At 64.1% G+C, this 24,906-nt stretch carries 22 protein-coding genes; 10 read left to right on the top strand and 12 right to left on the bottom strand.

The annotated features are described in order from the left end of the window. Positions 1-114: 114 nt before the first annotated feature. From BMW66_RS06090 to BMW66_RS06065, 6 genes are read left to right on the top strand one after another with little or no spacing between them, the layout of a single operon-like run. Positions 115-2,988, top strand: a complete 2,874-nt coding sequence (locus BMW66_RS06090; RefSeq protein ID WP_093116513.1) for a monovalent cation/H+ antiporter subunit A — start codon at positions 115-117, stop codon at positions 2,986-2,988. Beyond that, positions 2,988-3,350, top strand: coding sequence for a Na+/H+ antiporter subunit C (locus tag BMW66_RS06085; RefSeq protein WP_093116511.1), 363 nt, complete (start codon positions 2,988-2,990; stop codon positions 3,348-3,350). Before BMW66_RS06090 ends, BMW66_RS06085 begins: the two co-directional genes overlap by 1 nt. Continuing rightward, positions 3,347-4,876, top strand: a complete 1,530-nt coding sequence (locus BMW66_RS06080) for a monovalent cation/H+ antiporter subunit D (protein ID WP_093116509.1) — start codon at positions 3,347-3,349, stop codon at positions 4,874-4,876. The genes BMW66_RS06085 and BMW66_RS06080 overlap by 4 nt, the downstream gene beginning before the upstream one ends. Before the next feature lie 3 nt (positions 4,877-4,879). Beyond that, positions 4,880-5,371 carry a Na+/H+ antiporter subunit E gene (locus BMW66_RS06075; RefSeq protein WP_093116507.1) on the top strand — a complete coding sequence of 164 codons (492 nt, stop codon included), beginning with the start codon at positions 4,880-4,882 and terminating at the stop codon, positions 5,369-5,371. After that, positions 5,368-5,637: a K+/H+ antiporter subunit F gene (locus BMW66_RS06070; RefSeq protein ID WP_093116505.1), complete on the top strand. Its 270-nt coding sequence runs from the start codon at positions 5,368-5,370 to the stop codon at positions 5,635-5,637. The genes BMW66_RS06075 and BMW66_RS06070 overlap by 4 nt, the downstream gene beginning before the upstream one ends. 15 nt (positions 5,638-5,652) lie before the next feature. Beyond that, complete coding sequence (locus BMW66_RS06065) at positions 5,653-6,021, top strand: Na+/H+ antiporter subunit G (RefSeq protein ID WP_093116503.1); 369 nt, start codon at positions 5,653-5,655, stop codon at positions 6,019-6,021. Positions 6,022-6,035: 14 nt separating this feature from the next. On the opposite strand, the gene BMW66_RS06060 is transcribed toward BMW66_RS06065, so the two are convergent. After that, positions 6,036-7,073 (bottom strand): AI-2E family transporter, encoded by a 1,038-nt coding sequence (locus BMW66_RS06060; RefSeq protein ID WP_093116501.1) that lies wholly within the window; start codon positions 7,071-7,073, stop codon positions 6,036-6,038. A 293-nt stretch (positions 7,074-7,366) separates the two neighbouring features. Here BMW66_RS06060 and BMW66_RS06055 point away from each other — a divergent pair, with 293 nt between their 5' ends. Next, a complete protein-coding gene (locus tag BMW66_RS06055; protein ID WP_093116499.1) occupies positions 7,367-10,087 on the top strand; it encodes a cation-transporting P-type ATPase in 2,721 nt (906 codons plus the stop codon). An 11-nt stretch (positions 10,088-10,098) separates the two neighbouring features. Here BMW66_RS06055 and BMW66_RS06050 read toward each other — a convergent pair whose 3' ends face one another. From BMW66_RS06050 to BMW66_RS06015, 8 genes are all read right to left on the bottom strand, one after another. Continuing rightward, positions 10,099-11,040 carry a GGDEF domain-containing protein gene (locus BMW66_RS06050; protein WP_175483179.1) on the bottom strand — a complete coding sequence of 314 codons (942 nt, stop codon included), beginning with the start codon at positions 11,038-11,040 and terminating at the stop codon, positions 10,099-10,101. Between the two features lie 267 nt (positions 11,041-11,307). Further along, entirely contained in the window at positions 11,308-11,997 is a 690-nt protein-coding gene (locus BMW66_RS06045) for a TetR/AcrR family transcriptional regulator (RefSeq protein WP_093116495.1), read from the bottom strand. A 76-nt stretch (positions 11,998-12,073) separates the two neighbouring features. Then, a complete protein-coding gene (locus BMW66_RS06040) occupies positions 12,074-12,679 on the bottom strand; it encodes a 2-hydroxychromene-2-carboxylate isomerase (RefSeq protein ID WP_093116493.1) in 606 nt (201 codons plus the stop codon). Continuing rightward, the gene (locus tag BMW66_RS06035; protein WP_093116491.1) at positions 12,679-14,286 is read right to left on the bottom strand and encodes an acyl-CoA carboxylase subunit beta; all 1,608 of its coding nucleotides are present in this window, start codon (positions 14,284-14,286) and stop codon (positions 12,679-12,681) included. The genes BMW66_RS06040 and BMW66_RS06035 overlap by 1 nt, the downstream gene beginning before the upstream one ends. Further along, positions 14,279-14,788 carry an acyl-CoA carboxylase biotin carboxyl carrier protein subunit gene (locus tag BMW66_RS06030; protein ID WP_093116489.1) on the bottom strand — a complete coding sequence of 170 codons (510 nt, stop codon included), beginning with the start codon at positions 14,786-14,788 and terminating at the stop codon, positions 14,279-14,281. The genes BMW66_RS06035 and BMW66_RS06030 overlap by 8 nt, the downstream gene beginning before the upstream one ends. Before the next feature lie 4 nt (positions 14,789-14,792). Beyond that, entirely contained in the window at positions 14,793-16,286 is a 1,494-nt protein-coding gene (locus BMW66_RS06025; RefSeq protein WP_093116487.1) for an acetyl-CoA carboxylase biotin carboxylase subunit, read from the bottom strand. Further along, complete coding sequence (locus BMW66_RS06020) at positions 16,283-18,103, bottom strand: acyclic terpene utilization AtuA family protein (RefSeq protein WP_093116485.1); 1,821 nt, start codon at positions 18,101-18,103, stop codon at positions 16,283-16,285. The genes BMW66_RS06025 and BMW66_RS06020 overlap by 4 nt, the downstream gene beginning before the upstream one ends. Before the next feature lie 3 nt (positions 18,104-18,106). Beyond that, positions 18,107-18,889 carry an enoyl-CoA hydratase-related protein gene (locus BMW66_RS06015; protein ID WP_093116483.1) on the bottom strand — a complete coding sequence of 261 codons (783 nt, stop codon included), beginning with the start codon at positions 18,887-18,889 and terminating at the stop codon, positions 18,107-18,109. Between the two features lie 233 nt (positions 18,890-19,122). Between BMW66_RS06015 and BMW66_RS06010 the strand changes: the two genes are divergently transcribed. The 3 genes from BMW66_RS06010 to BMW66_RS06000 are packed head-to-tail and all read left to right on the top strand — an operon-like array spanning position 19,123 to position 21,602. Next, positions 19,123-20,319 carry an acyl-CoA dehydrogenase family protein gene (locus BMW66_RS06010; protein WP_093116481.1) on the top strand — a complete coding sequence of 399 codons (1,197 nt, stop codon included), beginning with the start codon at positions 19,123-19,125 and terminating at the stop codon, positions 20,317-20,319. Next, on the top strand, positions 20,312-21,166 hold the full coding sequence (locus tag BMW66_RS06005) for an SDR family oxidoreductase (protein ID WP_175483178.1): 855 nt from the start codon (positions 20,312-20,314) through the stop codon (positions 21,164-21,166). Before BMW66_RS06010 ends, BMW66_RS06005 begins: the two co-directional genes overlap by 8 nt. 10 nt (positions 21,167-21,176) lie before the next feature. After that, on the top strand, positions 21,177-21,602 hold the full coding sequence (locus BMW66_RS06000) for a MaoC family dehydratase (RefSeq protein ID WP_093116479.1): 426 nt from the start codon (positions 21,177-21,179) through the stop codon (positions 21,600-21,602). A 22-nt stretch (positions 21,603-21,624) separates the two neighbouring features. On the opposite strand, the gene BMW66_RS05995 is transcribed toward BMW66_RS06000, so the two are convergent. From BMW66_RS05995 to BMW66_RS05985, 3 genes are read right to left on the bottom strand one after another with little or no spacing between them, the layout of a single operon-like run. Next, entirely contained in the window at positions 21,625-23,172 is a 1,548-nt protein-coding gene (locus BMW66_RS05995; RefSeq protein ID WP_175483177.1) for a class I adenylate-forming enzyme family protein, read from the bottom strand. Positions 23,173-23,191: 19 nt separating this feature from the next. Next, positions 23,192-23,902: a TetR/AcrR family transcriptional regulator gene (locus BMW66_RS05990; RefSeq protein ID WP_093116477.1), complete on the bottom strand. Its 711-nt coding sequence runs from the start codon at positions 23,900-23,902 to the stop codon at positions 23,192-23,194. Next, positions 23,902-24,729: an enoyl-CoA hydratase/isomerase family protein gene (locus BMW66_RS05985; RefSeq protein WP_093116475.1), complete on the bottom strand. Its 828-nt coding sequence runs from the start codon at positions 24,727-24,729 to the stop codon at positions 23,902-23,904. Before BMW66_RS05985 ends, BMW66_RS05990 begins: the two co-directional genes overlap by 1 nt. Between the last annotated feature and the right edge of the window lie 177 nt (positions 24,730-24,906).

Below are 24,906 nucleotides of genomic sequence, written 5' to 3'. Positions count from 1 at the left end.
GATATGTGACACCCGCGTCTTCGGGTGCGCCGGGGGACGACCGGTTTGCACTTGATCAAACCCTCGTGGCAAAAAGATAAAGCGAATCGAAACCAGAACGGATCGGACCGGATCATGAGCGATGGCGCCAGCCTTCTTCCCATCATAGCGATCCTGCCCTTTCTCGGGGCGCTGGTGCCCGGTCTGATGATCCGCGCGGGGCGCACGGCCTGCGCCACCTTCACGGCCATTCCGACAATCCTTGCACTCACGATGCTGATCGTGCTGGCGCCGTCGGTGATGCGGGGCGAGGTGCTTCAGGCCGAGATCGCGTGGCTGCCGCAGCTTGGTCTTTCGGCGGCATTCTTTCTTGACGGTCTGGGGCTGCTCTTCGCCGGGATGATCCTTGGCGTCGGCCTGCTGATCACGCTTTACGCGCGGTTCTACCTGTCGGGCGAGGATCCGATGGGGCAGTTCTACACCTATCTGCTGCTGTTTCAGGGCGCGATGCTGGGTATCGTTCTTTCCGACAACATCCTTCTATTGCTCATTTTCTGGGAACTGACCTCGCTGTCCTCCTTTCTTCTGATCGGATACTGGAAGCATCTGCCCGAGGGGCGGCAGGGCGCGCGCATGGCGCTGGCCGTGACGGGCGGCGGCGGGCTGGCGATGATCGGGGGGATGCTGATCCTCGGCCATATCGTGGGCAGCTACAACCTCACGGACATCCTGACGCAGGGGGAGGCGATCCGCGCGTCGGAATGGTATTTGCCCGCGCTGATCCTGATCCTGCTCGGCGCATTCACCAAATCGGCGCAGTTCCCGTTCCATTTCTGGCTTCCGCACGCGATGGCCGCGCCGACGCCGGTGTCGGCCTATCTGCATTCGGCCACGATGGTAAAGGCCGGCGTGTTCCTGATGGCGCGGATGTGGCCGGCGCTGGCGGGAACGGAGGCGTGGTTCTACATCGTGACGACCACGGGGCTCATCACCATGGTTCTGGGGGCGTTGATCGCGCTGTTCAAGGATGACCTCAAGGCGCTGCTGGCGTTTTCCACGGTGAGCCATCTTGGCCTTCTGACTATGCTGCTGGGGATGGGCACGAAGCTGGCCGCCGTGGTAGCGGTGTTTCACATCATCAATCACCTGACGTTCAAGGCCGCGCTCTTCATGACCGCCGGGATCATCGACCACGAGACCCATACGCGCGACATCAAGCGGCTGGGCGGGCTGCGGCATCTGATGCCGGTGACATTCGTCATCGGGACGGTGGGGGCGCTGTCGATGGCGGGGATTCCGCTGTTCAACGGGTTCCTGTCCAAGGAGATGATGCTGGAGGAGGCGGCGCATACAGTCTGGGCGGGCAGCGTCTGGGCGGTGCCGGTTCTGGCGACGCTCGGCGCGCTTTTGTCAGTGGCCTATTCGCTGCGCTTCATCGCGCATGTCTTTCTTGGCCCGGTGCGCGACGACTATCCCGCCAAGCCGCATGATCCGCCGTTCGGCATGTGGGCGGCGCCCGCTCTGCTGGTGGCGATGGTGGTGGTGATCGGCGTTCTGCCGGCCGCCGTGGTCGGCCCGCTGGTGGCGGTCGCGGGCGGCGCGGTGATCGGCGGGGGCGAGATGCCTTACTACTCGCTGAAGATCTGGCACGGGGTGACGCCGGCGCTTTACATGTCGGGGATCGCGGTGGCCGGCGGTCTTTTGCTTCTGGCGCTGCACCGGGTGCTGGACCGGATCTGGCTGGCCGTCCCGCGCCCGGAGGCGAAGGTGATCTTCGACGCGCTGGTGTCATGGGTTGCGGCGCTCTCGCGGCGCATCACCGAAAGCGCGCATAACGGCGCGGTGAGCCGGTATCTGGCGATCCTCACCGTGGCGACCGTGGCGCTTGGGTATGTGGCGTGGCGCGGCAGCGGCCTGTCGGCGCCCACGCGCGCGCCGCTGCCCGTGCCGCCGGTGGTGGCGGTGGGCTGGGTGCTGCTGATCGTGGCGACGATTTCGGTCGTGACCATGCACCGAAGCCGGTTCCGCGCGCTGGTGCTGATCGGGGTCATCGGGCTGATGATCTCGGCCGGATTCGTCTATCTCTCAGCGCCGGATCTCGCTCTCACGCAGATCTCGGTGGAGACGGTGACGATCATGCTGCTTCTGCTGGCGCTGCATTTCCTGCCCAAGACCACCCCGCGCGAAAGCGGCGCGGGCCTGCGGCTGCGTGATGCGGCGATCGCGGTGGCGGCGGGGGGGGCCGTCGCCGGTCTGGCCTATGCGTTCATGCTGCGCGACACGTCGTCGATCTCCGACTATCACCTCGCCAATTCCTATGAGGGCGGCGGCGGCACCAACGTGGTCAACGTGATCCTTGTCGATTTCCGGGGTTATGACACCTATGGCGAGATCATCGTGCTGGGGATCGCGGGGCTGATCATCTTCGCGCTGGTCGAGACGCTGCTGACCGGCCCGGCGGCGCGGCGGCTGCGCAATGCGGATCTGTCGCGGAATATTTCGCGCGACCGGCACCCGCTCATGATGGTGGTGGCGACGCGCGTGATGATGCCGATCGCTGTCATGGTCGGGGTCTACATCTTCCTGCGCGGCCACAATCAGCCGGGCGGCGGCTTTGTCGCGGGGCTTGTGATCTCCATCGCGCTGTTGATGCAATACATGGCGTCGGGCTTTGCCTGGACGCAGGCGCGCAAGCGGATCGAATATCATGCGATGATCGGCTGGGGCGTGGTGATCGCCGGGCTGACCGGGGCGGCGGCCTGGCTGGCGGGGGCGCCGTTCCTGACCAGCGCCTTTGGCTATATCCACCTGCCGCCCATCGAGGAGTTCGAGCTGGCCTCTGCCATGGCGTTCGATCTCGGTGTGTTCCTGACGGTGCTGGGGGCGGTGATGCTGATGCTGTTCAGCCTGTCGCGGCTGGCGCGTCATGCTGGTGAATCGGTCAATATCGAGCCGATGGATTATGACCCCTCCAAACGGGTCGAAACCGCAGAAGGGGGGGACCGCTGATGGAAATCGTTGTCGCCAGCTCCGTCGGGGTGCTGACCGCGGGGGGGATCTATCTGATGCTGCGACTGCGGGCGTTCCCGGTCATTCTCGGGCTCGCGCTCTTGTCCTACGCGGTGAACGTCTTTCTGTTCTCGTCGGGGCGTCTGGCCATCGACATGCCCCCGATCCTGAACAAATACGGCGAGGCGAGCTATACCGATCCGCTGCCGCAGGCGCTCGTTCTGACGGCGATCGTGATTTCCTTCGGGATGACGGCGGTTCTGGTGATGGTCGCGCTCGGCTCTTACATCGACTGCGAAGATGACCGGGTGGACATGCCGGGCGGGCTGGACGGCGACACCGGAAAGGATGACGGCCAATGAATCACTGGATCATCGCGCCGGTCATTCTTCCCGCGCTTCTCGCCCCGATCCTCGGTTTCGTGATGCGCCACGACATAACGCTGGCGCGCGCGGCCTCTGTCGCGGGGGCGGTGGCGCTTGTGGCGATCGCGGTGGGGTTGACGATGCTCGCCGCCGGGGGGGAGACGCATGTCTACCGGCTTGGCGACTGGCCCGCGCCCTTCGGGATCGTGCTGGTGCTGGACCGGCTTTCGGCGCTGATGGTGCTGATCACTGCGGTGCTGGCGCTGATCGTGCTGCTTCATGCGGTCGCGAGCGGGTGGGACGCGCGGGGGCGTCATTTTCACGCGCTGTTCCAGTTTCAGCTCATGGGGATCTTCGGCGCCTTCCTGACCGGGGACATCTTCAACCTCTTCGTCTTTTTCGAGATCCTCCTGATCGCGTCCTACGGGCTGATGATTCACAGCGGCGGGCCGCAGCGGATGCGCGCGGGACTGCAATACGTGATCATCAATCTGGCCGGATCGACCCTGTTCCTCTTCGCGCTCAGCACGCTTTACGGAGTGACGGGAACGCTTAATATCGCCGATCTCGCGCTTCGGGTGCAGGAGATTCCGACCGATGAGGCGGCGCTGATCCGGGTGGCGGCGATGCTTCTGATGATCGTCTTCGCGGTCAAGGCTGCGCTCTTTCCGGTGCAGTTCTGGCTGCCGGGCACCTATGCGAACGCGCCCGCGCCGGTCGCCGCGCTTTTCGCGATCATGACCAAGGTGGGCGCCTATGCCATCCTGCGCATTCACACGGTGATTTTCGGCCCCGGCATCGAGGCGACGGACGGGCTTGCCGGCACATGGCTGTTTCCGGCGGCGGTGCTGACGATCGCGGTGGGCGCCTTCGGCGTGATGGGCGCGCGGCGGCTGATGCCTCTGATCGCGTTTTCGGTCGTCGGCTCCATGGGCACGCTGATGATCGCGGTATCGGTGTTCACGCCCGAGGCGACGGGCGCGGCGCTTTATTATCTGGTCCATTCCACCTTCGCGGCGGCGGCGCTTTTCCTGATCGCCGATCTGATCGTGACACGGCGCGGCGCGGACGGGCTGAGCGCGATGCCGGCCTCTGTGCAGAATGGTCTTTTCGCATCGCTGTTCTTTGCCGGGGCCATCGGCATGGCCGGGATGCCGCCGCTGAGCGGGTTTCTGGGCAAGCTGCTGGTGCTCGATGCGCTGCGCGCCTCTCCGCAGATGGCGCTTGCGTGGGTGGCTGTTCTTCTCGGCTCTTTGCTGACAATCGTGGGGTTTGCGCGCGCGGGCAGCACGTTGTTCTGGAAGTCGACCGCCCTGCCCCCGGAGCCCGTGCCGGCCGACGGCGCGGTGCCAGCGGCCGCGCGCCCGGTGGAAGTGGCCCCCACGATGGTGGCGATTGCGGTTCTGGCGCTTCTTGCGGCGCTGGCCGGCCCGGTCGCGGGATACCTGGAGGGCACGGCCACGCAGCTTTTCGACCGGGGCGGATATATCGGCGCCGTCCTGTTTCCGCAGGCGGAGGGTTAGGGAATGCTCAAACGTGTTCTGCCCCACCCGGTCCTGAGCATCACGCTCACCTTCGTGTGGCTGGCGCTGGTCAACAAGATCACGCTCGGCAACCTGATCCTGGGCGGGGCGCTGGGGATGATCGTGCCGCTTGTCACCGCGCCCTACTGGCCCGACCGCCCGACACTGCGCAACCCGCTGATGGCGGCCGAATACATACTTGTCGTGCTCTGGGATATCGTTGTGGCGAATGTTCAGGTGGCCATGATCATCCTGTTCAAGCGCAATGACGCAATCCATTCGAAGTGGGTCACGATACCGCTCGACCTGACATCGGCGGAGGCGATCACGGTTCTGGCCGGCACCATCACCATGACGCCGGGCACGGTGTCGGTCACGCTGTCGGCCGACGGGTCCAACCTGCTGGTGCATTGCCTGCACACCGACGATCCCGAGGCGGTCCGCGACCAGATCAAGGCGCGCTATGAGCGCCGATTGATGGAGGTTTTCCAATGATCACCGGCGCGCTTGTCTTTGCCTTCGCCTGCTACGGGCTTGGCCTGTTGTTCAACCTGTGGCGCATTGCGACGGGCCCCGACGCGGCCGACCGTATCCTCGCGCTCGATACCATGGTGATCAACGTCATCGCGCTTCTGATCCTATACGGGATATGGCGCGGGACGGCGGTTTATTATGAGGCGTCGATGCTGGTGGCGATGGTCGGGTTCGTCTCGACCGTGGCCTATGCGCGGTTCGTGCTGCGCGGCGACATCATTGAATAAGGGAGATTTACGGAGATGATCGCGGATATCCTCATTACCTTCTTCCTTGTCGTGAGCGGGGTTTTCGGGCTTGTCGGTTCGTTCGGGCTGATCAAGCTGCGCGACACGATGCAGCGGGTTCATGCGCCCACCAAGGCGACCACGCTCGGCGTCGGGGGGGTGCTGATTGCCTCCATGCTTTATTTTCTGCTGATCAAGGGCAGCTTTTCGTTCCATGAACTGCTGATCACGCTGTTTCTGCTGCTCACCGCGCCGATCACCGCCAATTTCATCGCCAAGACCTTCATCGCGGTGCATTTGCGCGCGCGCGACCTTCCCGAAACGGGGGGGGAGTATGGCTGGGCGGTCTATGACGATCCGCCGACCCGCCCGGACGCGGAATAGCCCCCTGACAGCGGTCAGATCCGGCCACTTGCGGACAGCATCACCGCGATCGGGCGGGTCGGACCGATCTCTGCCAGCACCAGCACGAGGCTGGCCGTCATAGGCACCGCGAGCACCGCGCCGGGAAGCCCCCAGAGCGTGCTCCAGAACGCCAGAGCCAGCAGGACAACAAAGGGGCTGAGGTTGAAGGCGCGCCCCATCATGCGCGGCTCTATGAAGCCGGCGACGATGAGCTGGGCCGCGGTCAGCGTCACCAGCACCACGCTGGCCATCCAGATGGTGCCGAACTGCGCGAGGCTGAGCAGCACGGGAAAGATCACCCCGATGAGCGAGCCGATATAGGGAATGTAGTTCAGAAAGCCGATCAGCACCGCCCAGAACAGGGCGAACTCGATCCCCAGAACCAGCATGATGGCATAGGACATCACGCCGAGGATCGCGTTGACCACCGTCTTGACGAAGAGATAGCCGCCGATGCGTTCGTTGATCCGGCGCAGCAGGGACAGCGTCCGCTCGCCCGCGTCCTCTCCACCCGCCGCCATGATCAGTTTCTGGGCGAACACACCACGCTCCGCCATGAAGAAGGTGGCATAGAGCACCATGAGAAAAAGTGTCGTGCCAAAGCCCCGAAGAGACAACACCACGGTGCCGAAGTAGGACTGAATGTCGATCCGGTCGATCGTCATGCGGCGCAGATTGGCCCATGTGGGTTCGTCCTCGACCCCAAGAAGGCTGGCAGCGCGGGTGGCCAGCGCCTCCAGATTGGCCTCGTAGCGTGACAGCGAGGCCGTGACCTGCGCGACGTTGTCGATGACGAGCACGAACAGCAAAATCACAGCCAGCGCGAACACGAGAAGCACGATCGAACGCCGGACCCACGGCGGAAGGCGCCCCACCAGCGGGACACGTTCCATGCTGGCGGCGGCGGCGGACAGGATATAGACCGAGATCAGCGCCGCGATCACCGGAAGCAGGACCGGCTTGCCGACCCACAAAAGCCAGCCCGCCATGCTGACGAGCGCGGTCCAGTAGGTGATACTGCGAATAGTCATGCGCACGGCCCGACGATCTGCCGAACTTCCCGTGCAAAATCATCACTGGCACTCATGCCGCTTCCCTTTCATGGCAGGCCGTTCCCCAAACGCAGCATTGCCGCCGCGTTCGATGGTATCAAACTGCCATAGTTGGGCAGGCGATTCACGCGCAATCGGGTCACACATGCGCTGTTTTCGTGAGCATGGCATTGAAAGACCCGGCAGACCCGCACAATTTCTGGGATATCACTTCCGAGCGCCTCACGGCTGCGCCATGCTGCGCGCCATATCCCCCGAGAGAAGACCGCAGAATGACCGCCACCCGCCAGCATCCCCCCTTCCATGCGATTTCCGGCGAGGAGACGCTTCGGACCCTGGAGAGCACAAAGCGCGGGCTCAGTGCGGCAGAGGCCGCGCGGCGGCTTGAGCGGCACGGACCCAACCGCCTTCCCGAACCGGCGCGGCGCAGTGCGTTCCTGCGGTTTCTGGTGCAGTTTCACAATGTGCTGATCTACGTGCTGATCGGGGCCGCGATGGTGACGGCGGTGTTGCAGCACTGGGTCGATACCGGCGTGATCCTTGCGGTGGTCTTCGTCAACGCGGTCATCGGGTTCATTCAGGAGGGCCGCGCCGAACAGGCGATGGAGGCGATCCGCGGCATGCTGGCCCCGCGTTCCGCGGTGCTGCGCGACGGGCAGCGCAGGCAGATCGAGGCCACCGATCTGGTGCCTGGCGATGTCGTCGTGTTGGAGGCCGGAGACCGGGTGCCCGCCGATCTGCGCCTGATCGAGGCGCGCGGGCTGAAGGTGGAAGAGGCGATCCTGACCGGAGAATCGGTGCCGGTGGACAAGGGCACCGCCCCGGTCGAGGCCGGGGCGGCGCTTGGCGACCGCAGCCCGATGCTGTTCAGCGGCACGCTGATTGCGGCCGGGACCGGGCGCGGGGTGGTGACAGCGACTGGAGGCGAGACCGAGATCGGGCAGATCAGCGGCATGATCTCTCGGGTGGAGGTCCTGACCACGCCGCTTGTGTATCAGATGGACCTGTTCGCCCGCTGGCTGACCGTGTTCATCCTGCTGGTGGCGGCAAGCCTGCTGACCTATGGCTTTTTCGTCGGGCATATGAGTTTCGCCGAACTGTTCATGGCGGTTGTCGGGCTTTCAGTCGCGGCGATCCCCGAGGGGCTTCCGGCGGTGCTGACCATCACGCTTGCGGTGGGCGTGCGGACGATGGCGCGGCGCAACGCCATCGTGCGGCGCCTGCCCGCGATCGAAACGCTTGGATCCGTCTCTGTCATCTGCACCGACAAGACCGGCACGCTGACCCGCAACGAGATGATGGCGGCCACTCTGGCGGCATCCGGCGATGTCTTTTCGGTGGACGGGACCGGATATGCACCCGAGGGGGTGGTGCGCTGGCGCGATGCGGAGGCGGACCCGGCGCAGCACGATGTGCTGTGGGAGTTCGCCCGCGCGGCGGGGCTTTGCAACGATGCCGTGCTGCATGAGGCCGAAGACGGCTGGCGCGTGGAAGGCGATCCGATGGAAGGCGCACTGATCGCTCTGGCGGGCAAGATCAGCGGCGACGGGGCGACCCCTTTCGAGGGCTGGACACGGGTGGACGCGATCCCCTTCGATGCGGCCCACCGCTACATGGCGGTGCTGCACCATGACCCCGAGGGCGGAGCTTGCATACATGTGAAGGGCGCGCCCGAGGCGGTGATGGACATGTGCGCCGACCAGCGCGGATCCGGTGGGGGCACCGCCCCTCTTGAGCGCGGGGACTGGGACGACAAGCTTGAAGAGCTTGCCGCCGAAGGTCAGCGGGTCATCGCCGTCGCCGTCCGAACCGTGGCGGCCGAGCAGGCAAGCCTTGCGAAGGGTGATCTTGAGGGGCACCTGACACTGATCGGGTTGATCGGGCTGATCGACCCGCCGCGCCAAGAGGCGATCACGGCGGTGGCGGACTGCCACAGCGCGGGCATTAGGGTGAAGATGATCACCGGAGACCATGCCGCGACAGCCCGCGCCATCGCCGCGCAGATCGGGCTGAGAAATACCGAGCGGGTGCTGACGGGGGCCGATCTGGAAGCGATGGACGATGCCGATCTGGCAGAGGCCGCGCTTAATACAGATATCTTTGCCCGCACTTCGCCGCAGCACAAGCTCCGGCTTGTGACGGCATTGCAGTCACGCGGGCTGACCGTGGCGATGACCGGTGACGGGGTGAACGATGCCCCTGCCCTCAAACGCGCCGACGCCGGGATCGCGATGGGCCGCAAGGGTAGCGAGGCGGCCAAGGAGGCCGCCGAACTGGTGCTGGCGGATGACAATTTCGCCTCCATCGCGGCGGCGGTGCGCGAGGGGCGCACTGTCTACGACAATATCAGGAAGGTGATCGGCTGGACCCTGCCCACAAATGCGGGCGAGGCGCTGACGATCATCGTGGCGCTTTTCGCGGGGATGGCCCTGCCGATCACGGCGGTTCAGATCCTGTGGATCAACCTCGTGACGGCGACGACGCTGGGCCTTGCGCTGGCGTTTGAGCCGCCGGAGACCGGCACCATGCACCGCCCGCCCCGACCGCGCCATGAGCCGCTTCTGACCGGCACGCTGATCTGGCATATCCTGCTGGTCTCCGGCCTGTTTCTTGTCGGGGTTTTCGGCATCTACTTCTATGCCACGGACCGGGGCTATTCGCCCGCACTGGCGCAGACCATGGCGATGAACACGCTCGTGGTGCTCGAGATCTTTCAGCTTTTCTTTGTGCGCAACATGCACGGCACCTCGCTCACATGGGCGGCGGTGCGCGGCACGCCGATTGTCTGGATCTGCGTGGCTTCGGTGACGGCGGCGCAGTTTGCCATCACCTATCTGCCATGGATGCAGGCGGTGTTCGGCACCGCGCCGGTGCCGTTGCGCGATGGCCTTCTGATCCTGGCAGTCGGCGTGGTGTTCTTTGCGCTGATCGAAACGGAAAAGCAGATGCGCCTTGCCGTTCGCGCATCACAACGGGAGCGGCGCGCGCCATAGCGGCCTGCGCATCAGGGACCGGCCGGGTCCGGTTCGCACATCACCCTGTTGCGCCCCGCGAGCTTGCCCGCATAAAGCGCCGCGTCCGCCCGGTTGATGATATCGTCGAGCCGGTCCGCCGCGCCGTGCCAGTTGGCCAGTCCGATACTGACAGTCTGCCGCAACACCGTCTCCTCCGTGAACCGGAAGGCAAACCCCGCCACGGTCGTCTGAAGGCGCTCTGCGATGGCCCGGCCGGTGATCCGGTCGGTCCGGGGCAGAAGAACGATGAACTCCTCCCCGCCCCAGCGGGCCAGAATATCGTCGCCGCGCAGGCCGGACTGGCAGATCCGGGCAAATTCACGAAGCACGAAATCCCCGGCGGGATGTCCATGGGTGTCGTTAAGTTGCTTGAAGTGATCAAGGTCCATGAGCAGGACGGTGTATCCCGTGCCTTCGTTGATACACGCATTGTGGATCTCGGTCGAAAACTCGACGAAGGCGCGCCGGTTGAACGTCTGCGTGAGGTGATCGACGGAGGCCAGTTTGACCAGCTTCTCCTTGAGCCTGACATGATGGGAAATCTCCCGCAGTTGCGCGATCATGAGCTTTCGGTCGTCCGTCGCCACGAGCTGGATCGACACCGCGACAGGCAGCACCGTGCCATCGGCGCGCAGCCCCTTGAGGATGCCGGACCTGTCGCCCATGTAGCGCGAAGCATCGCCGCCGGCGCGAAACGCCTCCACGTGGCGGGCGTGTGCGGCGCGCGCTTCGGGCGGAAGAAGACACTCGATCTTCCGTCCCAGAATACTGTCCACCGGATACTGAAAAAGCTCTTCGGCGGCGCGATTGAACAGGACGATGGCGCGCGTTTCGTCAATGCCGACGATGGCATCGGCGGAGGCGGCGACAATTTCCCGGAAAGGTTCCGCCGATCCGCTGATCAGGAGATTTCGGGGTTTTGTTTGGGACATTTGCTCGACTGACATTGATCTCCTGCCACAGTGGCGGCAAGGGCCCTGCCCCGACCGTTGGCCATGTAATCGGTACATTCATAAAAATGGGCGCAACTTGCCCAAGCTGTTCGCGGTGCGTGTTTCTGGTGGCCGGAGTCTTGGGGGCAAAGAATTAACAGCCGTTTAAATCAGGCACATAAACCCGCCCCGGAGCCTTATGTCGACGGTCCCGGCGATGGCTGGGACAGGGTCAATGCCCGCACGACAACCGCGCGGTGTGCCGATTCAGGATGCCCCCGCAGCGGGCTGAAGTCTTGCGATCGCCCCTTCGAGCATCTCGACAGCCCTTGCGATCTCATCTGTCTGGTCCTTTTTCCTTAAACCGAAGGATACAAGATCGGTCAGTTGATCGGCCAGAGTGTCGGGGTCATATCCGCCTTCATTGCGCAGATAGGCCCAGGTCCGGTGCTCGATCGCGCCGAAGATCATGTCACGCACGAGACTGGGAGAGACATCCGGACGGATCTCGCCGTTCTCCACGCCCTCGCGGACCAGTTCGACAACGCGGTTGGTGTAGGCCTTGTTCAGGGCGAACAGCTTTGTCTTGCGGTATTCGGGATCGGGGCGCAGATGCTGAAAGACCAGCCGGCTCAGGTCCGGATGGGTCTTGATGGCCATCAGGTGACGGTGGATGATGAAGCGCAATCTGTTCCAGGTGCCGGTCACCGCCGCGAGCGTCGGCTCATCGGTCGAGATCATCTCTTCGAACCAGGATTCCGAGACACAGAAAAGAAGATCGCGCTTGTTCTTGAAGTAGCGGTAAATACTGCCTTCGACCACGCCCGCACGCTCCGCGATCTCGGACATGACCGCCTCGTTGAATCCTTTTTCAGAGAAAACCTCGCGCGCCGCCGTCATGATATCGGCCCTGCGGCGCTCGGGGGAAAGGCGGCTGACACGCCGTTTGGTAGCCATTCATTGATCCCATCGTTATCGGCCAACCCATGAGACCAATTCTGGCACGAAGATGCAAGATCATGCAGGCGAATGATCAGTCCGGGCCGTCAAGCCCCAGCCTCCAGCGCAGGTGCGGCAGTCGGTCCGCCCCGAAGAACCCCTCGCCGTCCAGATCGAAATACGGCACACCGATGACACCGTTTTCAACCGCCAAGGAGATCAACGCGGCAAGCGCGGTGCGGGCACCGTCGGAGTACATCGCCTCTTCGGCGCTATCGCGGTCCAGACCGGCCTCGGCGGCGATATCGCATAGCACCTCTGGCGTTTTGATGTCGCGCCCCTCGACAAACCGGGCGGCAAACACTCTGCGCGCGAGATCGAATGCAGGCGCCCCGTGATCTGCTGTCATCCCCAGCCAGAACCGCGCGGCGAGATGGGCCGAGATGACCAGCGGATCGGGCTGTCGGTAGGCCACCCCGTAGAAGGCCGCGGAGCGCTCCATGTCGTGTTCGAGATACGCCCGTTTCGCCGCATCCTCCATCGGCGGCGCGATCCCGCGTTCCTTGAGCAGGGCCCAGACAAGAACCGGGCGCAAATCCACTTCGCGCCCTGCGGACCGGGCATAGCGCCCGACCCGGTCAAAGGCCAGGTAGGCGTAGGGCGACGCGAAGTCGAAGTAGAAGACGACAGGTGCCGGCATCAGAAGCGGAACACCCCGAAGCCCTGATCCTGCAACGGCGCATTGAGCGAGGCGGAGATCGCCATGCCAAGCGCGTTGCGCGTGTCCACGGGGTCCAGGATACCATCGTCCCAAAGCTCGGAGGTGGAATGATAGGCTGAAAGCTGATCCTCATAGGCGCGGCGGGTTTCCTGCCACAACTGCTGAATCTCCGCCTCGTCCACGGTGCCGCCATTGCGCCGGATCTGGTTCGCCTTGACTTCGGCCAGCGTGTTGGCCGCCTGATCCCCGCCCATGACGCCGATCTGGTGGTTGGGCCACGCGAAAAGGAAGCGCCCGTCAAAGGCCCGCCCGCACATGCCGTAATTGCCCGCCCCGAAAGAGCCGTTGCACATGACGGTGAACTTGGGAACGTGCGAACAGGACTGCGCCATGATCATCTTGGCGCCGTCCTTGGTGATCCCGTTGCGCTCGTAGTCACGCCCGATCATGTAGCCGGTGATATTCTGCAAGAACACAAGCGGGGTGTTGTTCTGATTGCACAGCTCGATGAAATGGCCCCCCTTGAGAGAGCTTTCGTTGAACAGCACGCCATTATTGGCAAGGATTCCGACCTTGTAGCCCCAGATATTGGCATAACCGCAGATCAGCGTCTGGCCGTAGTTGGGCTGATACTCATGAAAACGGCTGCCGTCCACGATCCGCGCGATCACCTCGCGCATGTCGAAGTGCTTCTTGATGTCGTCGGGGATGATTCCGTAAAGTTCCGCCGGATCGTAGGCGGGGTCTTCGGGCGTATCCTGCTGACAGGACCATTTCGGGGGCCGCTCCCACTGCGATACGATTTCGCGCCCGATGCGAATAGCATCCACTTCGTCGCGCGCGGGGTAATCGCAGGTGCCGGACACCGATGTGTGCATGTCGGCCCCGCCGAGATCCTCGACCGAGACATCCTCGCCGGTGGCGGCCTTGACCAGCGGCGGGCCGCCCAGAAACACCGCGCCGGTGCCGCGCACGATCACCGAATAATCCGACAGTGCCGGGATATAGGCGCCGCCCGCCGTGCAGTGCCCGAACACGAGCGCAAGCTGCTTGACCCCCATTTTCGACAGGATCGACTGATTGCGGAAAATCCGGCCGGCCATATGTTTGTCGGGAAACACCTCGGACTGAAGCTGAAGAAACCCGCCCGCGGAATCGCACAAGTGGATCACCGGCAGCCGGTTCTCGATGGCGATGTCGAGCGCGCGCACGATCTTCTTGGCCGACAGCGGATACCATGCCCCACCCTTGACCGTCGGATCGTCGGCGCGGATCAGAACCTCGCGCCCGGAGACGGTGCCAATCCCGACAATCGAGCTGGCCGACGGGGAATCGCCGTCATAGGCGCGGTTCGCGGCCAAGGATGACAGTTCCAGAAACGGTGTGCCGGGATCGAGCAGTTTGTCGATGCGATCCCGGGGGCGCAGCTTTCCCTGTTTCTCAAGCCGGTCGAGGGCGCGTTGCCCTCTGTCATGGCGCGCGGCCTCCTGCTTTTGCCTGAACTCTCCGACCAGCTTGCGGTTGTGTTCGGCATACTGGCGGAATTCGGGGCTGTTGGTGCTGATGGTCGACTGGATCTTACGCATCCCCGGCGTCCCCTTCTTCCTTTTGCAGACTGACGAGAAGCTGATCCTTTTCGAACAGATCCCCCTCGGCGACGCAGATCTCCGCCACCACCCCGTCGCGGGGGGCGGCCAGCATCGTTTGCAGTTTCATGCTCTCTATCGTGATCAGCGCCATGCCGGCGGTCACGTCCTGTCCCGGCTGAGCATGCAGGCTGACCACCGTGCCGGGCATCGGCGCGCGCAGGTCCGATAGCGCCGCACCCTCATCGGCCTCTTCGCCCTCGACCAGAAGCGTCACCATATGGGTGCGCCCGTCGCAGCGCACCACCTGCCCGCCTTCGGCCTGCGCGCGCGCAAGGCTCAGCCGCTGGCCGGCGATAACGGCATGGGCCAGCCCGTCCCCGGGGTGGCCGGGGTCTTCGACGACATGTTCGCGCCCGTCGATCAGAAGTTTCAGATGCGGGCGGCGATGGATGATCTCGATCTCATGCGCCTCGCCATCGAGAATGATTTGAAAGGACATCGCTTCAGTTTCTCCATGGTCCGATGGCCGCGTGCAGATCCGGCACGTCGAAGGCCAGTTGGCGGAACTCCCGGAACCCCAGCGCAGCCGCGATCAGAAGCCGATCCTTTTCAAGCTGTCCCAGAGGGCGTGGCTTGAGGCTCTCGGCATGTTCGGTCAGGAACCCGGTGTGCAACTGCCCGGCGCGAAACGCCGGGGTTTCAAGAATGCGTCGCAGGTAATCGGTATTGGTGGTGACGCCGAGAATGGCCAGATCGCCAAGGGCGGTCACGGCCCGGTCAATCGCCTCGGTGCGGGTTGCACCGTGCACCACCAGCTTGGCCAGCATCGGATCGAAATCGGACGTGACGCGCCGGCCGGCATCGAGCGCATGTTCGAACCGCAGCCATGGCGCCTCGGGGATATTCAGGAACCGGATCATCCCGGTCTCGGGCATGAAATCGCGCTCTGCATTCTCTGCACAGATGCGGCATTCGATGGAATGGCCATGCCGGCCAACATCCTCTTGCGCCACGGGAAGACCGCAGCCCGCCGCAATCTCGATCTGCGCCTGCACAAGGTCCAGCCCGGTGATCATTTCCGTGACCGGGTGCTCCACTTGAAGGCGGGTGTTCATCTCCAGAAAGAAGAACCTGCCGTCCTGTCCGACAATGAACTCCACGGTGCCCGCGTTGAGATAGTTGGCGGCCTTTGCCAGCCGCGCCCCGGCGTCGCAGATTTCCTGCGCGAGATCGCCCGGCAGATCGGCGGAGGGCGCTTCCTCAACGATCTTCTGGAACCGGCGCTGCACCGAGCATTCGCGTTCATGCAGGTGGATGACGTTGCCCGTGCCATCACCGAGCACCTGAACCTCGATATGGCGGGGGTTCTCGACGTAAAGTTCCGCATAGACCCGGCCATCGCCGAAATACCGCTCCGCCTCGCTGGCGGCGATACGGGCGGCCTCTTTCAACTCTTCGGGGGCGCGCACGATGCTCATGCCCTTGCCGCCGCCACCCGCCGACGCCTTGATCAGCAGGGGAAAGCCGATGGTCGCGGCCTGTTCGAGAAAGGCGTCGAGATCGTCGGTCGGCAGGACCGAGGGCGCCACCGGAACGCCGTGGGATTCGGCGAAATTGCGCGACGAGATCTTGTCGCCCATCAGCGCGATGGTTTCGGCGGACGGGCCGATGAAGGTCAGGCCAGCCTCTTGCACCGCGCGGGCGAAACTGGCGTTCTCGGACAGAAAGCCATAGCCGGGGTGGATCGCGTCCGCGCCGGTGGCACGCGCCGCATCGATGATCTGCGCGGCGTCGAGATGGGCCGCGACAGGGGTATCCCCGGTCAGTTCGACAACCTCATCGGCGTCCCGCACGTGGCGCGCGCCGACCTCAACCCCGTGACAGACCGCGACCGACGCCAGCCCCATCGCCCGGACAGAGCGGATCACGCGGCAGGCAATCTCGCCCCGGTTGGCGACGAGTATCTTGCGAATGGGAAAATCTGCCGTGTCGGTCATGCGGAACGCGCCTCTTGTGAGTAATCGGAAAGCACGCCGCCCTCGGCCACCCAATCGGCCGGAACGGACACCGGCAGGTCGAGCAGGATCTGGGCGAGCGCCTTGCCCTGCGGATCGTGGCGCAGGGAAGCGACGCCGCCGCCGCCAAGCGCCTGATCCATGACGAAATTGAATCCCTGCAGCCCCGGCCATTCATGGCGCCGGACCTCGCCTTTCACGAAATGCGCGAACCAACCGGCCACAGCCTGCGGCGTGACCGATTGCCGTATCCAGGGCAGGAAGGCGGGATCGCGGGCCAGCACACCGACATTGGCGGTATCGCCCTTGTCGCCGCTGCGCCCATGCGCCAGCGCGATGAGCGGCACGGTGCAAAGCGGGCCATCGGCGTCCGGCAAACCGCCCTCGGCGACATTCGGGGGCACATCGGGCTGATCGCCGGACGGGCCATGCGGTACACGCGCCTCCTTGTCCCCGGACCTGACCGTCATCGGCACGCGGTCCTTTTCGACAAGGAAAGAGAAAAGCCGGATCACGGGCTGCGGCGCGGGTCGCCCCCCGGCAAAGCCGGTCAGCCCCTGCGCCATCGAACAGGCGGAGGGATAGATCTCCCGCGCGAAAAACTCCAGCGCCTTGCGCTCGGGGTGCCGCACCGCCAGCTTGAGTACGACCTCGCGCGTGTGATCCGTCCGGGCCTGCGCCCCGTAGTTGCTTTCCGCGCCCAGCACCTCGATCATCGTCTCGCTGAGCGGGCTGAGCCCGGCGGTTTCAATCATCCGTGCCACACGTTTGAGGATCGCCTCGCCGGTGGCGCGGGCCTTGGCCGCCGCCTCGCGCCCGGCGATCATCATCGTCACGGCCGAACGGTAGCCGTCGGCATAGGTTGCGCTCACCTTGAGCGTTCCGGTCGGCGCCCTGCCCCGCGCGCCGGACACGCGCACCCGGTTCTCTCCCGATTGTTCAAGCCGGACATCGCTCCAGTCGCAGATAACATCGGGCAGGATATAGGCGGCGGGGTCTCCCACCTCGTAGCAGAGCTGCTCGGCGACCGTTTGCGGGGTGATCAGGCCGCCGGTGCCGCCCGGTTTGGCAATGTCGAAACTGCCGTCCGGGCGACAGACCGCGATGGGAAAGCCCATGTCGTCCCAGCCCGGCACCTTGCGCCAGTCGGTGAAGATACCGCCCGTCACCTGCGGGCCGCATTCGATCAGATGCCCGGCAAGGCTTCCTGCGGACAGACGATCGTAGTCCGTCTCCGACCAGCCGAATTCGTGAATGAGCGGGCCCAGAACGAGAGCGGAATCGACCACACGCCCGGTCAGCACTATGTCCGCACTGTCTTCCAGCGCGCGGGCGATTCCCTGCGCGCCCAGATAGGCGTTCACGCTGTTGAGCGTATCGGGCATGGGCGCCCCGGTGAACATCTCGCGGACCCCACCGGATCGCAGATCGTCGGCGAGGGCGGAAATATCGTCCCCCTCGACCACGGCCACCTTGAGCGCCACGCCAAGCTCTTCAAAGAGCGCCTCAAGCGCCGCGCGACAGGCCTGAAGATTAACGCCTCCGGCGTTCGTGACAACCCGGATACCCTGCTCCGCGATCTCGGGGGCCAGCGGGCGCATGACCTGCGTGACGAAATCGGGGGCATATCCGGCATCGGGCGATTTGGCCTTCAGCCGCGACAGGATCGACATCGTGACCTCGGCCAGATAGTCGAGCACGAGATACCGCACGTTTCCCTTGCGCACAATCTGGGCCGCCCCGTCGGGGCTGTCGCCCCAGAAGCCGCCGCCGCCGCCGATTCTCACCTCCTGCGTCATGGGTTACCTGCCCGTCCAGTTGGGGGAACGTTTTTCGGCGAAAGCGGCGAACCCCTCCCGAGCGTCTTCCGTGCGGGCCATGTTGGCGAGCATGAACGGCGCGTATTCCAGCGCGGCATCGAACGACATCTCGCGGATTTTCACCAGCGCCTGCTTGCCGAGCCGTATTCCGGTGGGCGTTTTGGACACCACCCGCTCCACCAGCCAGTCGAGTTTCGCGTCAAGCTCCCCGGCGGGCACGGCGTAGTTCACGATGTCATGTGCCAGCGCGTCACGGGCCGTCAGCGGCTCTCCGGTCAGGCACATTTCCATCAGAACGCGATTGGGTGTGTTTCGAAGCAGGAACGGCAGGATCATCATCGGGAACAGCCCGACCTTCACCTCTGTCACGCCGAGAAGCGCATCGTCGCGCGCGACGACAAGATCGCAGCCACAGACAAGGCCGAACCCGCCCGCCAGCGCATGGCCATTGACCCGCGCGATCAGTGGCAGACGGCAGGCATTCATCCGCCGGAACAGGTTGGCGACATAGTGCCGGGGATCGGCGGCATCGATGCTGAATGGCGCGCCATCGGCCGAGGGTTGAAGATCCCCGCCGGCACAGAACGCCTTGTCCCCGGCGCCGGTCAGCACGACCGCACGAATCGCGTCGTCCGCTTCGGCACGGTCCAGCGCCTCGCATATGCCGGACGCCACCGCCTCGTTCAGCGCATTCCTGCGCGCCTCTCGCGCTATGGTGACAGTCAGAACAGCCCCATCGCGTCCGGTGGAAACAACGTCGCTCATTCTGAATACCTCCGCTCAGCGCAATTCCACGACCTTCGGCGTCGCCTTCCCCTATTAATGATCCATACTCATCAATGTTGTCAACACGGCGTTCCAACTCTATACCAAGTGACGTGGCGAAATTCTCGAAATCCACTATTTAACGGACAAATTCAATTGACCCGGATAAAATTCTTATGATGAAATCAACTCAACAGCAGGCTAATGAGTGACATCCGAACAAGGAAACCCTGATGACCCAGAATTACCCAGAGACCTTCGAGCTTGACCCCGAACAGGCGGCCATCCTTGACCATGCGGATCGCTTTGCCCGCAATGAGCTTTACCCGCTGGCCGAACGGATGGACCGGGAGGAATGGTGGCCCGAGGACGCCTTTCCCAAGATCGGCGAGACCGGCTTTTTCGGGGCCACCATCCCGGACGAATACGGCGGCGCGGGAATGGATCTGCTGTCCGCGGGGCTGGTGTTGCAGGGGTTTTCACGGTGGAATCACGCCATGGGGCTGTCGGTCGTGGCGCATGACAACCTGTGCGCCAACAACATCTACCGCAATGGCAACGAGGCTCAGCGCCGCAAGTACCTGCCTGCGATGTGCTCCGGGCAATCCATTGGCGCGCTCGGCCTGACGGAGCCGGGGGCGGGATCCGATGCGCTCGGCTCTATGCGCACGGTCGCCAAGCGCGACGGGGACGACTATGTGCTGAACGGCTCCAAGATCTATATCACTAATGGGCCGGTGGCCGATGTCGTTCTGGTTTACGCCAAGACAGACCCGGCCAAGGGCCCCAAGGGAATATCGGCCTTCATCGTCGAAACCGACACTCCCGGCTTCAAGGTTGCCCAGAAACTCGAGAAAATGGGGTATCGCGGCAGCCAGACGGCGGAACTTGTCTTTGACGATTGCCGCGTGCCGGCGGAGAACCTCCTGGGCGGCGAAAATCAGGGCGTCGGAATCGTCATGAGCGGCCTTGATCTCGAACGCGCGATGATTTCCCCCATCTGCCTTGGCGTGGCGGAACGCGCTTTTGACCTGACGGTGGATTATGCCCAGACGCGCCGGCAGTTCGGCAAGCCCATCGGCTCTTTCCAGATGGTGCAATCCATGCTGGCGGAGATGTATGTGCTGGTCGAAACCATGCGCACCTTCACCTATCGGGTGCTGGCCGCCGCCGCCGATCTGGAGGTCGGAAGCGGCGGGCGCGGCGACATTCACAAGCTGACCGCCGCCTCTGTGATGTACGCCGCCGATACGGTTCACAAGGTGCTCGATCTCGCGGTTCAGGTTCACGGCGGCACCGGTTATATTTGGGAGTCTGAAATCAACCGCCTGTTCCGGTCCACCAAGCTTCTGGAGATCGGGGCCGGCACCACAGAAGTGCGCAAGATGATCATCGCCGGTGAACTGCTCAAGGATATGCCCCGTGACTGACGCCCCGGCATTCGGCCTCTCGGATACGGATCTGGCCGCCCACAACACGGTTTTCGCGTCCGATGCCCTGAAAGGCCGGGTCGCGGTGATCTCTGGCGGCGGGGGCGGGATCGGCCGGGCCATCGCCTGGCTCTACGCAAGGCTCGGCGCCTCGGTCGTGGTCACCGGGCGCAAGCCCGAGAAGATTGACCCGCTGATCGAGGCCCTGCGCGCGGCCGGTCACACCGCATCGGGCGAAACGCTCGACATTCGGGACCGGGCGCAGGTTGACGGCTTCTGGGCGCGGCAATGGGCCGACAAGGGCGGTGCCGATATCCTTGTCAACAGCGCCGGAGGGCAGTTTCCCCAAGCCGCGATCGACTTCAGCCCCAAGGGCTGGAACGCGGTCATCGACACCAACCTCAACGGCACATGGAACATGATGCAGGCCGCCGCGCTCAAATGGCGTGAATTCGAACACCCCGGCAGCATCGTCAATATCGTCGTCGTCACCACGCACGGCCTTTACGGTGTGGCCCATTCGATGGCGGCGCGCGCGGGCGTGATCTCGCTCAGCCAGTCAGTCGCGGTCGAATGGGCGCCCTACAACATCCGCACAAACTGCATCGCGCCCGGCGCCATCGAAACCGAAGGCTGGAATGTCTACTCGCCCGCCGCCCGCGCCGCCTATCCGAAGACCAATCCCATGATGCGCGTCGGCACCGCGTGGGACATCGCAGAGGCCAGCGCCTTTCTCAGCGCCGCCTCCGGCAACTTCATCACCGGCGAGGTTCTGACCGTTGACGGCGGCGGTCAGCATTGGGGCGAGACGTGGACCACCGGCAAACCGGATTATTTCGACGTATGAGGATCACACCATGACACCATTGATCGTTGGACAGACCACCCGCTCGCAGGGCCGGACCGTGGGCGAGGGGGATGTGAACCTCTTTGCCGGGCTGGTGGGGGATTTCACCCCGATTCATGTGGACGAGACATTCGCCGCCACCACGCCGCACGGAACGCGCATTGCCCACGGGCCTCTGGCGATGTCCATGGCGATCGGCATGTCGACCCTCTCCGGCCTCTTCGGGGAGCGTGTCATCGGGCTGGTGAACCTCAACTGGGATTTTCCGGGGGCGGTCAAGCTCGGCGACACGATCCACGCGGAGGTGACCGTGGAGGAGGTGCGGCCCTCGTCCAAGCCGGGGCGCGCCGTCGCCACCTATGTCCTGAAGGTTATCAATCAGAATGACACGGTGGTTCAGACAGGCCGGATGGTCGTGGTGATCCGCGCGGAATGAAGCGGGGCGCCTGACCTTCGGGTCAGGCCCCCTCATCCTTCAGCTGGCGCTCGATCTCGTGGCGCACGATCTTGCCCGTCGTGCTGCGCGGAAGATCGTCATACTCCACGAACCGCACCTCTTTCGGGCGCTTGTAGCCCGCCAGAGAAGCCCGGCACATCGCCTCGATCCCGGCCGCATCCAGATCACCGCCATTGCGCGCGACAAAGGCGACCGGCACTTCGCCCCAGCGTGCATCGGGCTTGCGCACCACCACGGCGTCGCGCACGCGGGGATCGGCGAGCAGGACGCGCTCTATCTCAGCGGGATAGATATTCTCCCCGCCCGACTTGATCATGTATTTCGCCCGATCGACGAAATCATAGCTGCCATCGGCATTGCGCGTGAACATGTCCCCCATCAGGAAACGCCCGTCGCGGAAATCGCTGGCGTTGGCCTCCGGCGCGTTCCAGTAGCCGCTGAACACCGTCGGGCCGCGTAGAGCCATTTCGCCGGGCGTTCCGTCGGGCACGTCCCTGCCCTCTTCGTCCACCAGCCGGATATCGGCCAGCGCGCTTGGCCATTTCGACAGGCTGCCGGTCAGCTCCCCCTCTGCCATCAGGCGCCCGGACAGCGGCGGCAGGCCCGTCTCGGTCGATCCGAAACTGTTGAGATAGGGCGCCCCGGTCAGGCGCGACAGCTCCATCGCCAGCGCGCGGGGCACAAGATCGACCATCGCGCCCACGGCGCGGATGCCGCGCACCCGGACCTTCTCGGCCTCCAGAATATCCACAATCGGCTCGATGGAGCCGGGCATCAGCAGCATCCAGCCAAGCGTGTGCTGCTGCATCACGGCGACAATCTCTCTCGGGGCCAGACCGTCGATGATATGCACGATCCCACCCGACATCAGCGTGCAAAGCACCTGATCGGTTGACCCCATGTGAAACATCGGCGCCCACGCGACGAAACCGTCGCCGGTGCCGGCCCCGAAATCCATGCGGTAGACCGTCATGCGGGCAATCTCTGCGCGGTGGCTGATCAGCGCGCCCTTCGGCAACCCGGTCGTTCCGCTTGTGTAGAGGATCACGAGCCCGTCCTCCGGCGTCGCGGCGGGGCGTTTTGCAATCGGAGACGCCGATGCGACAAGGGACTCGTAGTCATCTTCGAGCACCCATGACTCGACATCGACCCCGATGGCGTGGAACGCATCCCGAAACAGGCTGGACACGATCACCAACCGGGGGGAGACCAGTTCGATGCAATGGCCGAGCTCTGCCCCCGACAGGCGCCAGTTCTGACAGGCCACGATCACCCCCAGAAGGGCGGCCGCCATCTGCACTTCGGCATATTCAAAGCGGTTCTCCGACAAGAGCGCGATCCGGTCGCCCCGCGACAGCCCCTGCGCCTGAAACGCACTGGCGAGGCACTGCACCCTGCGATCCATCTCGCCGTAGGTGCGCGTCACACCGCCGGTGCTCAGCGCGACCGCTTCGGGCCAATGGCGCGCACGGGCGTGAAACAGGTCATACACCGTGGCCTGACCGGCGGCCGCAACATCTCCTATCCCAATCGTTTCCTCCGCAGTCATGGTGTTCCTCCCCTTCGGATTATCCGGCCTTTTCCCTGGACAGGCGTTCGATCTGGTCCGTGGCCGATGCAAGCCGATCCGTCAAACTCCCCAGATCCCCCCCGGGCACCTCTGCGGCGGCACCGCAAAGCACGAGCGACACGATGGCATCGGCGGATTGTTTCGGATCGAACTCCCCCTCGCCGCGCAGATAGGCCCAGGTCCGGTGCTCGACGCAGCCATAGATCAGATCGCGCACCAACCCCATGTCGAGCCCTTCGCGCAGTTCCCCCCGGGCAACGCCCTCGGCCACAATGTCAAGCGTTCGGCGCGTATACATCCGGTTGAGACTGAAAACCGATGTGTCACGATAGCCGGGGCTCGACCGGATCTGATCGAACATCAGACGACACATCTGCGGGCTGTCCCAGACCGTCTGAAGGTGACGCCAGATCATGAAATGAAGCCGGGCGCGGGTTCCGCTGAACCCTTCCAACTCGCGCGCGTAGTCGGCCAGCATGCGTTCGTACCAGGCCTCGATCACCTTGGTGAGCAAATCGTGCTTGTTGTCGAAAAAGCGGTAGATCGTGCCCTCCACCACCTGCGCGCGGGCCGCGATCCGGGCCATGGAGACCTTCTCGAACCCGTTGCCGCGGAACTCCTCTTCCGCGGCGGCCATGATCGAAGCGATTCGCTCTTCGCGGGGACGGCGCTGACTTGCGGGTTTACTCTTGCCCTGAATGCGCGGCATCAGCCCACCCCGTTCGTGTCATCCGTGGCATAGGTGGGGCGGCGCTTCTGCGCGAAGGCCGACATGCCTTCGGTCCATTCGGGGCCGGCCGCGGCGCCAAGCACCGCATCAAGCGCCGCCTCATCCGCCGCGTTCCCTTCAAGCGCCTCGGTGCGGTAGATCGCGCGCTTGCTCTCAGCCACGGCGATGGGGCTGCATTTGAGGAACCGCCGCGCGAGATCCAGCCCCGCGGCCTCCAGCGCGTCGGGGTCGTGCACCGACATCACCAGCCCTGTCGAAAGAGCCTCCGGTGCGGTGATCTTTTCGCCCAACAGCACGATCTCCAGCGCCTTGGCGCGGCCAACGATCCGGTGCAGCCGTTGCACCCCGTTGCCGGCCGCCACGGCGCCCAGACGAACCTCGGGCAACCCCATGCGCGCATCTGACGACATCAGCCGGAAGTCAAACGACAGCGCCAGTTCGGTTCCCCCGCCAAGGGCATGGCCGTTGATCAGGGCAATCGTCGGACAGGGCAGCGCGGTGATCTTGCCAAAGACATCGAGGATTTGCCGCACATAGACATCGCGGATCGCACGGGCATTCTGGTAGAGCGGCGACTCCTTTTCCGAGAACAGCTTGATATTCGCACCGCCACAGAACGCGCCATCGCTTCCAGTGAGCAACAAGGCGCGCGGCGGCGATTTTGCAAGGTCGGTCAGCACCGCCCCCAGATCGTCGAGAAACTCCCCTGTGATCGTGTTCATCTGCGCGCCGCGCGCCAGTCGCAGAAGACAGATTTCCGGCGTGGGCCATTCAACGACAACCGTGTTTTGCGATCCGTGGGTCATGCGGGGTTCCTCATTCTTTTCGGCAGGCCGACAAAATCATTGACAGAGAAGGTAACAGCCAATTTAATGAGTATCATTCATTAAATGCTCTTCTGACGCAAGACCAATGTGAACAGGGGCGGCACACGATGAAAAACGGGAGGAAGACTTGAATATCGCACGGAACCACTCAGCGAT

Origin of the sequence: Salinihabitans flavidus, assembly GCF_900110425.1 — a bacterium.
GTDB classification, from domain to species: Bacteria; Pseudomonadota; Alphaproteobacteria; order Rhodobacterales; family Rhodobacteraceae; genus Salinihabitans; species Salinihabitans flavidus.
This window is presented reverse-complemented; position numbering and strand designations above follow the sequence as displayed.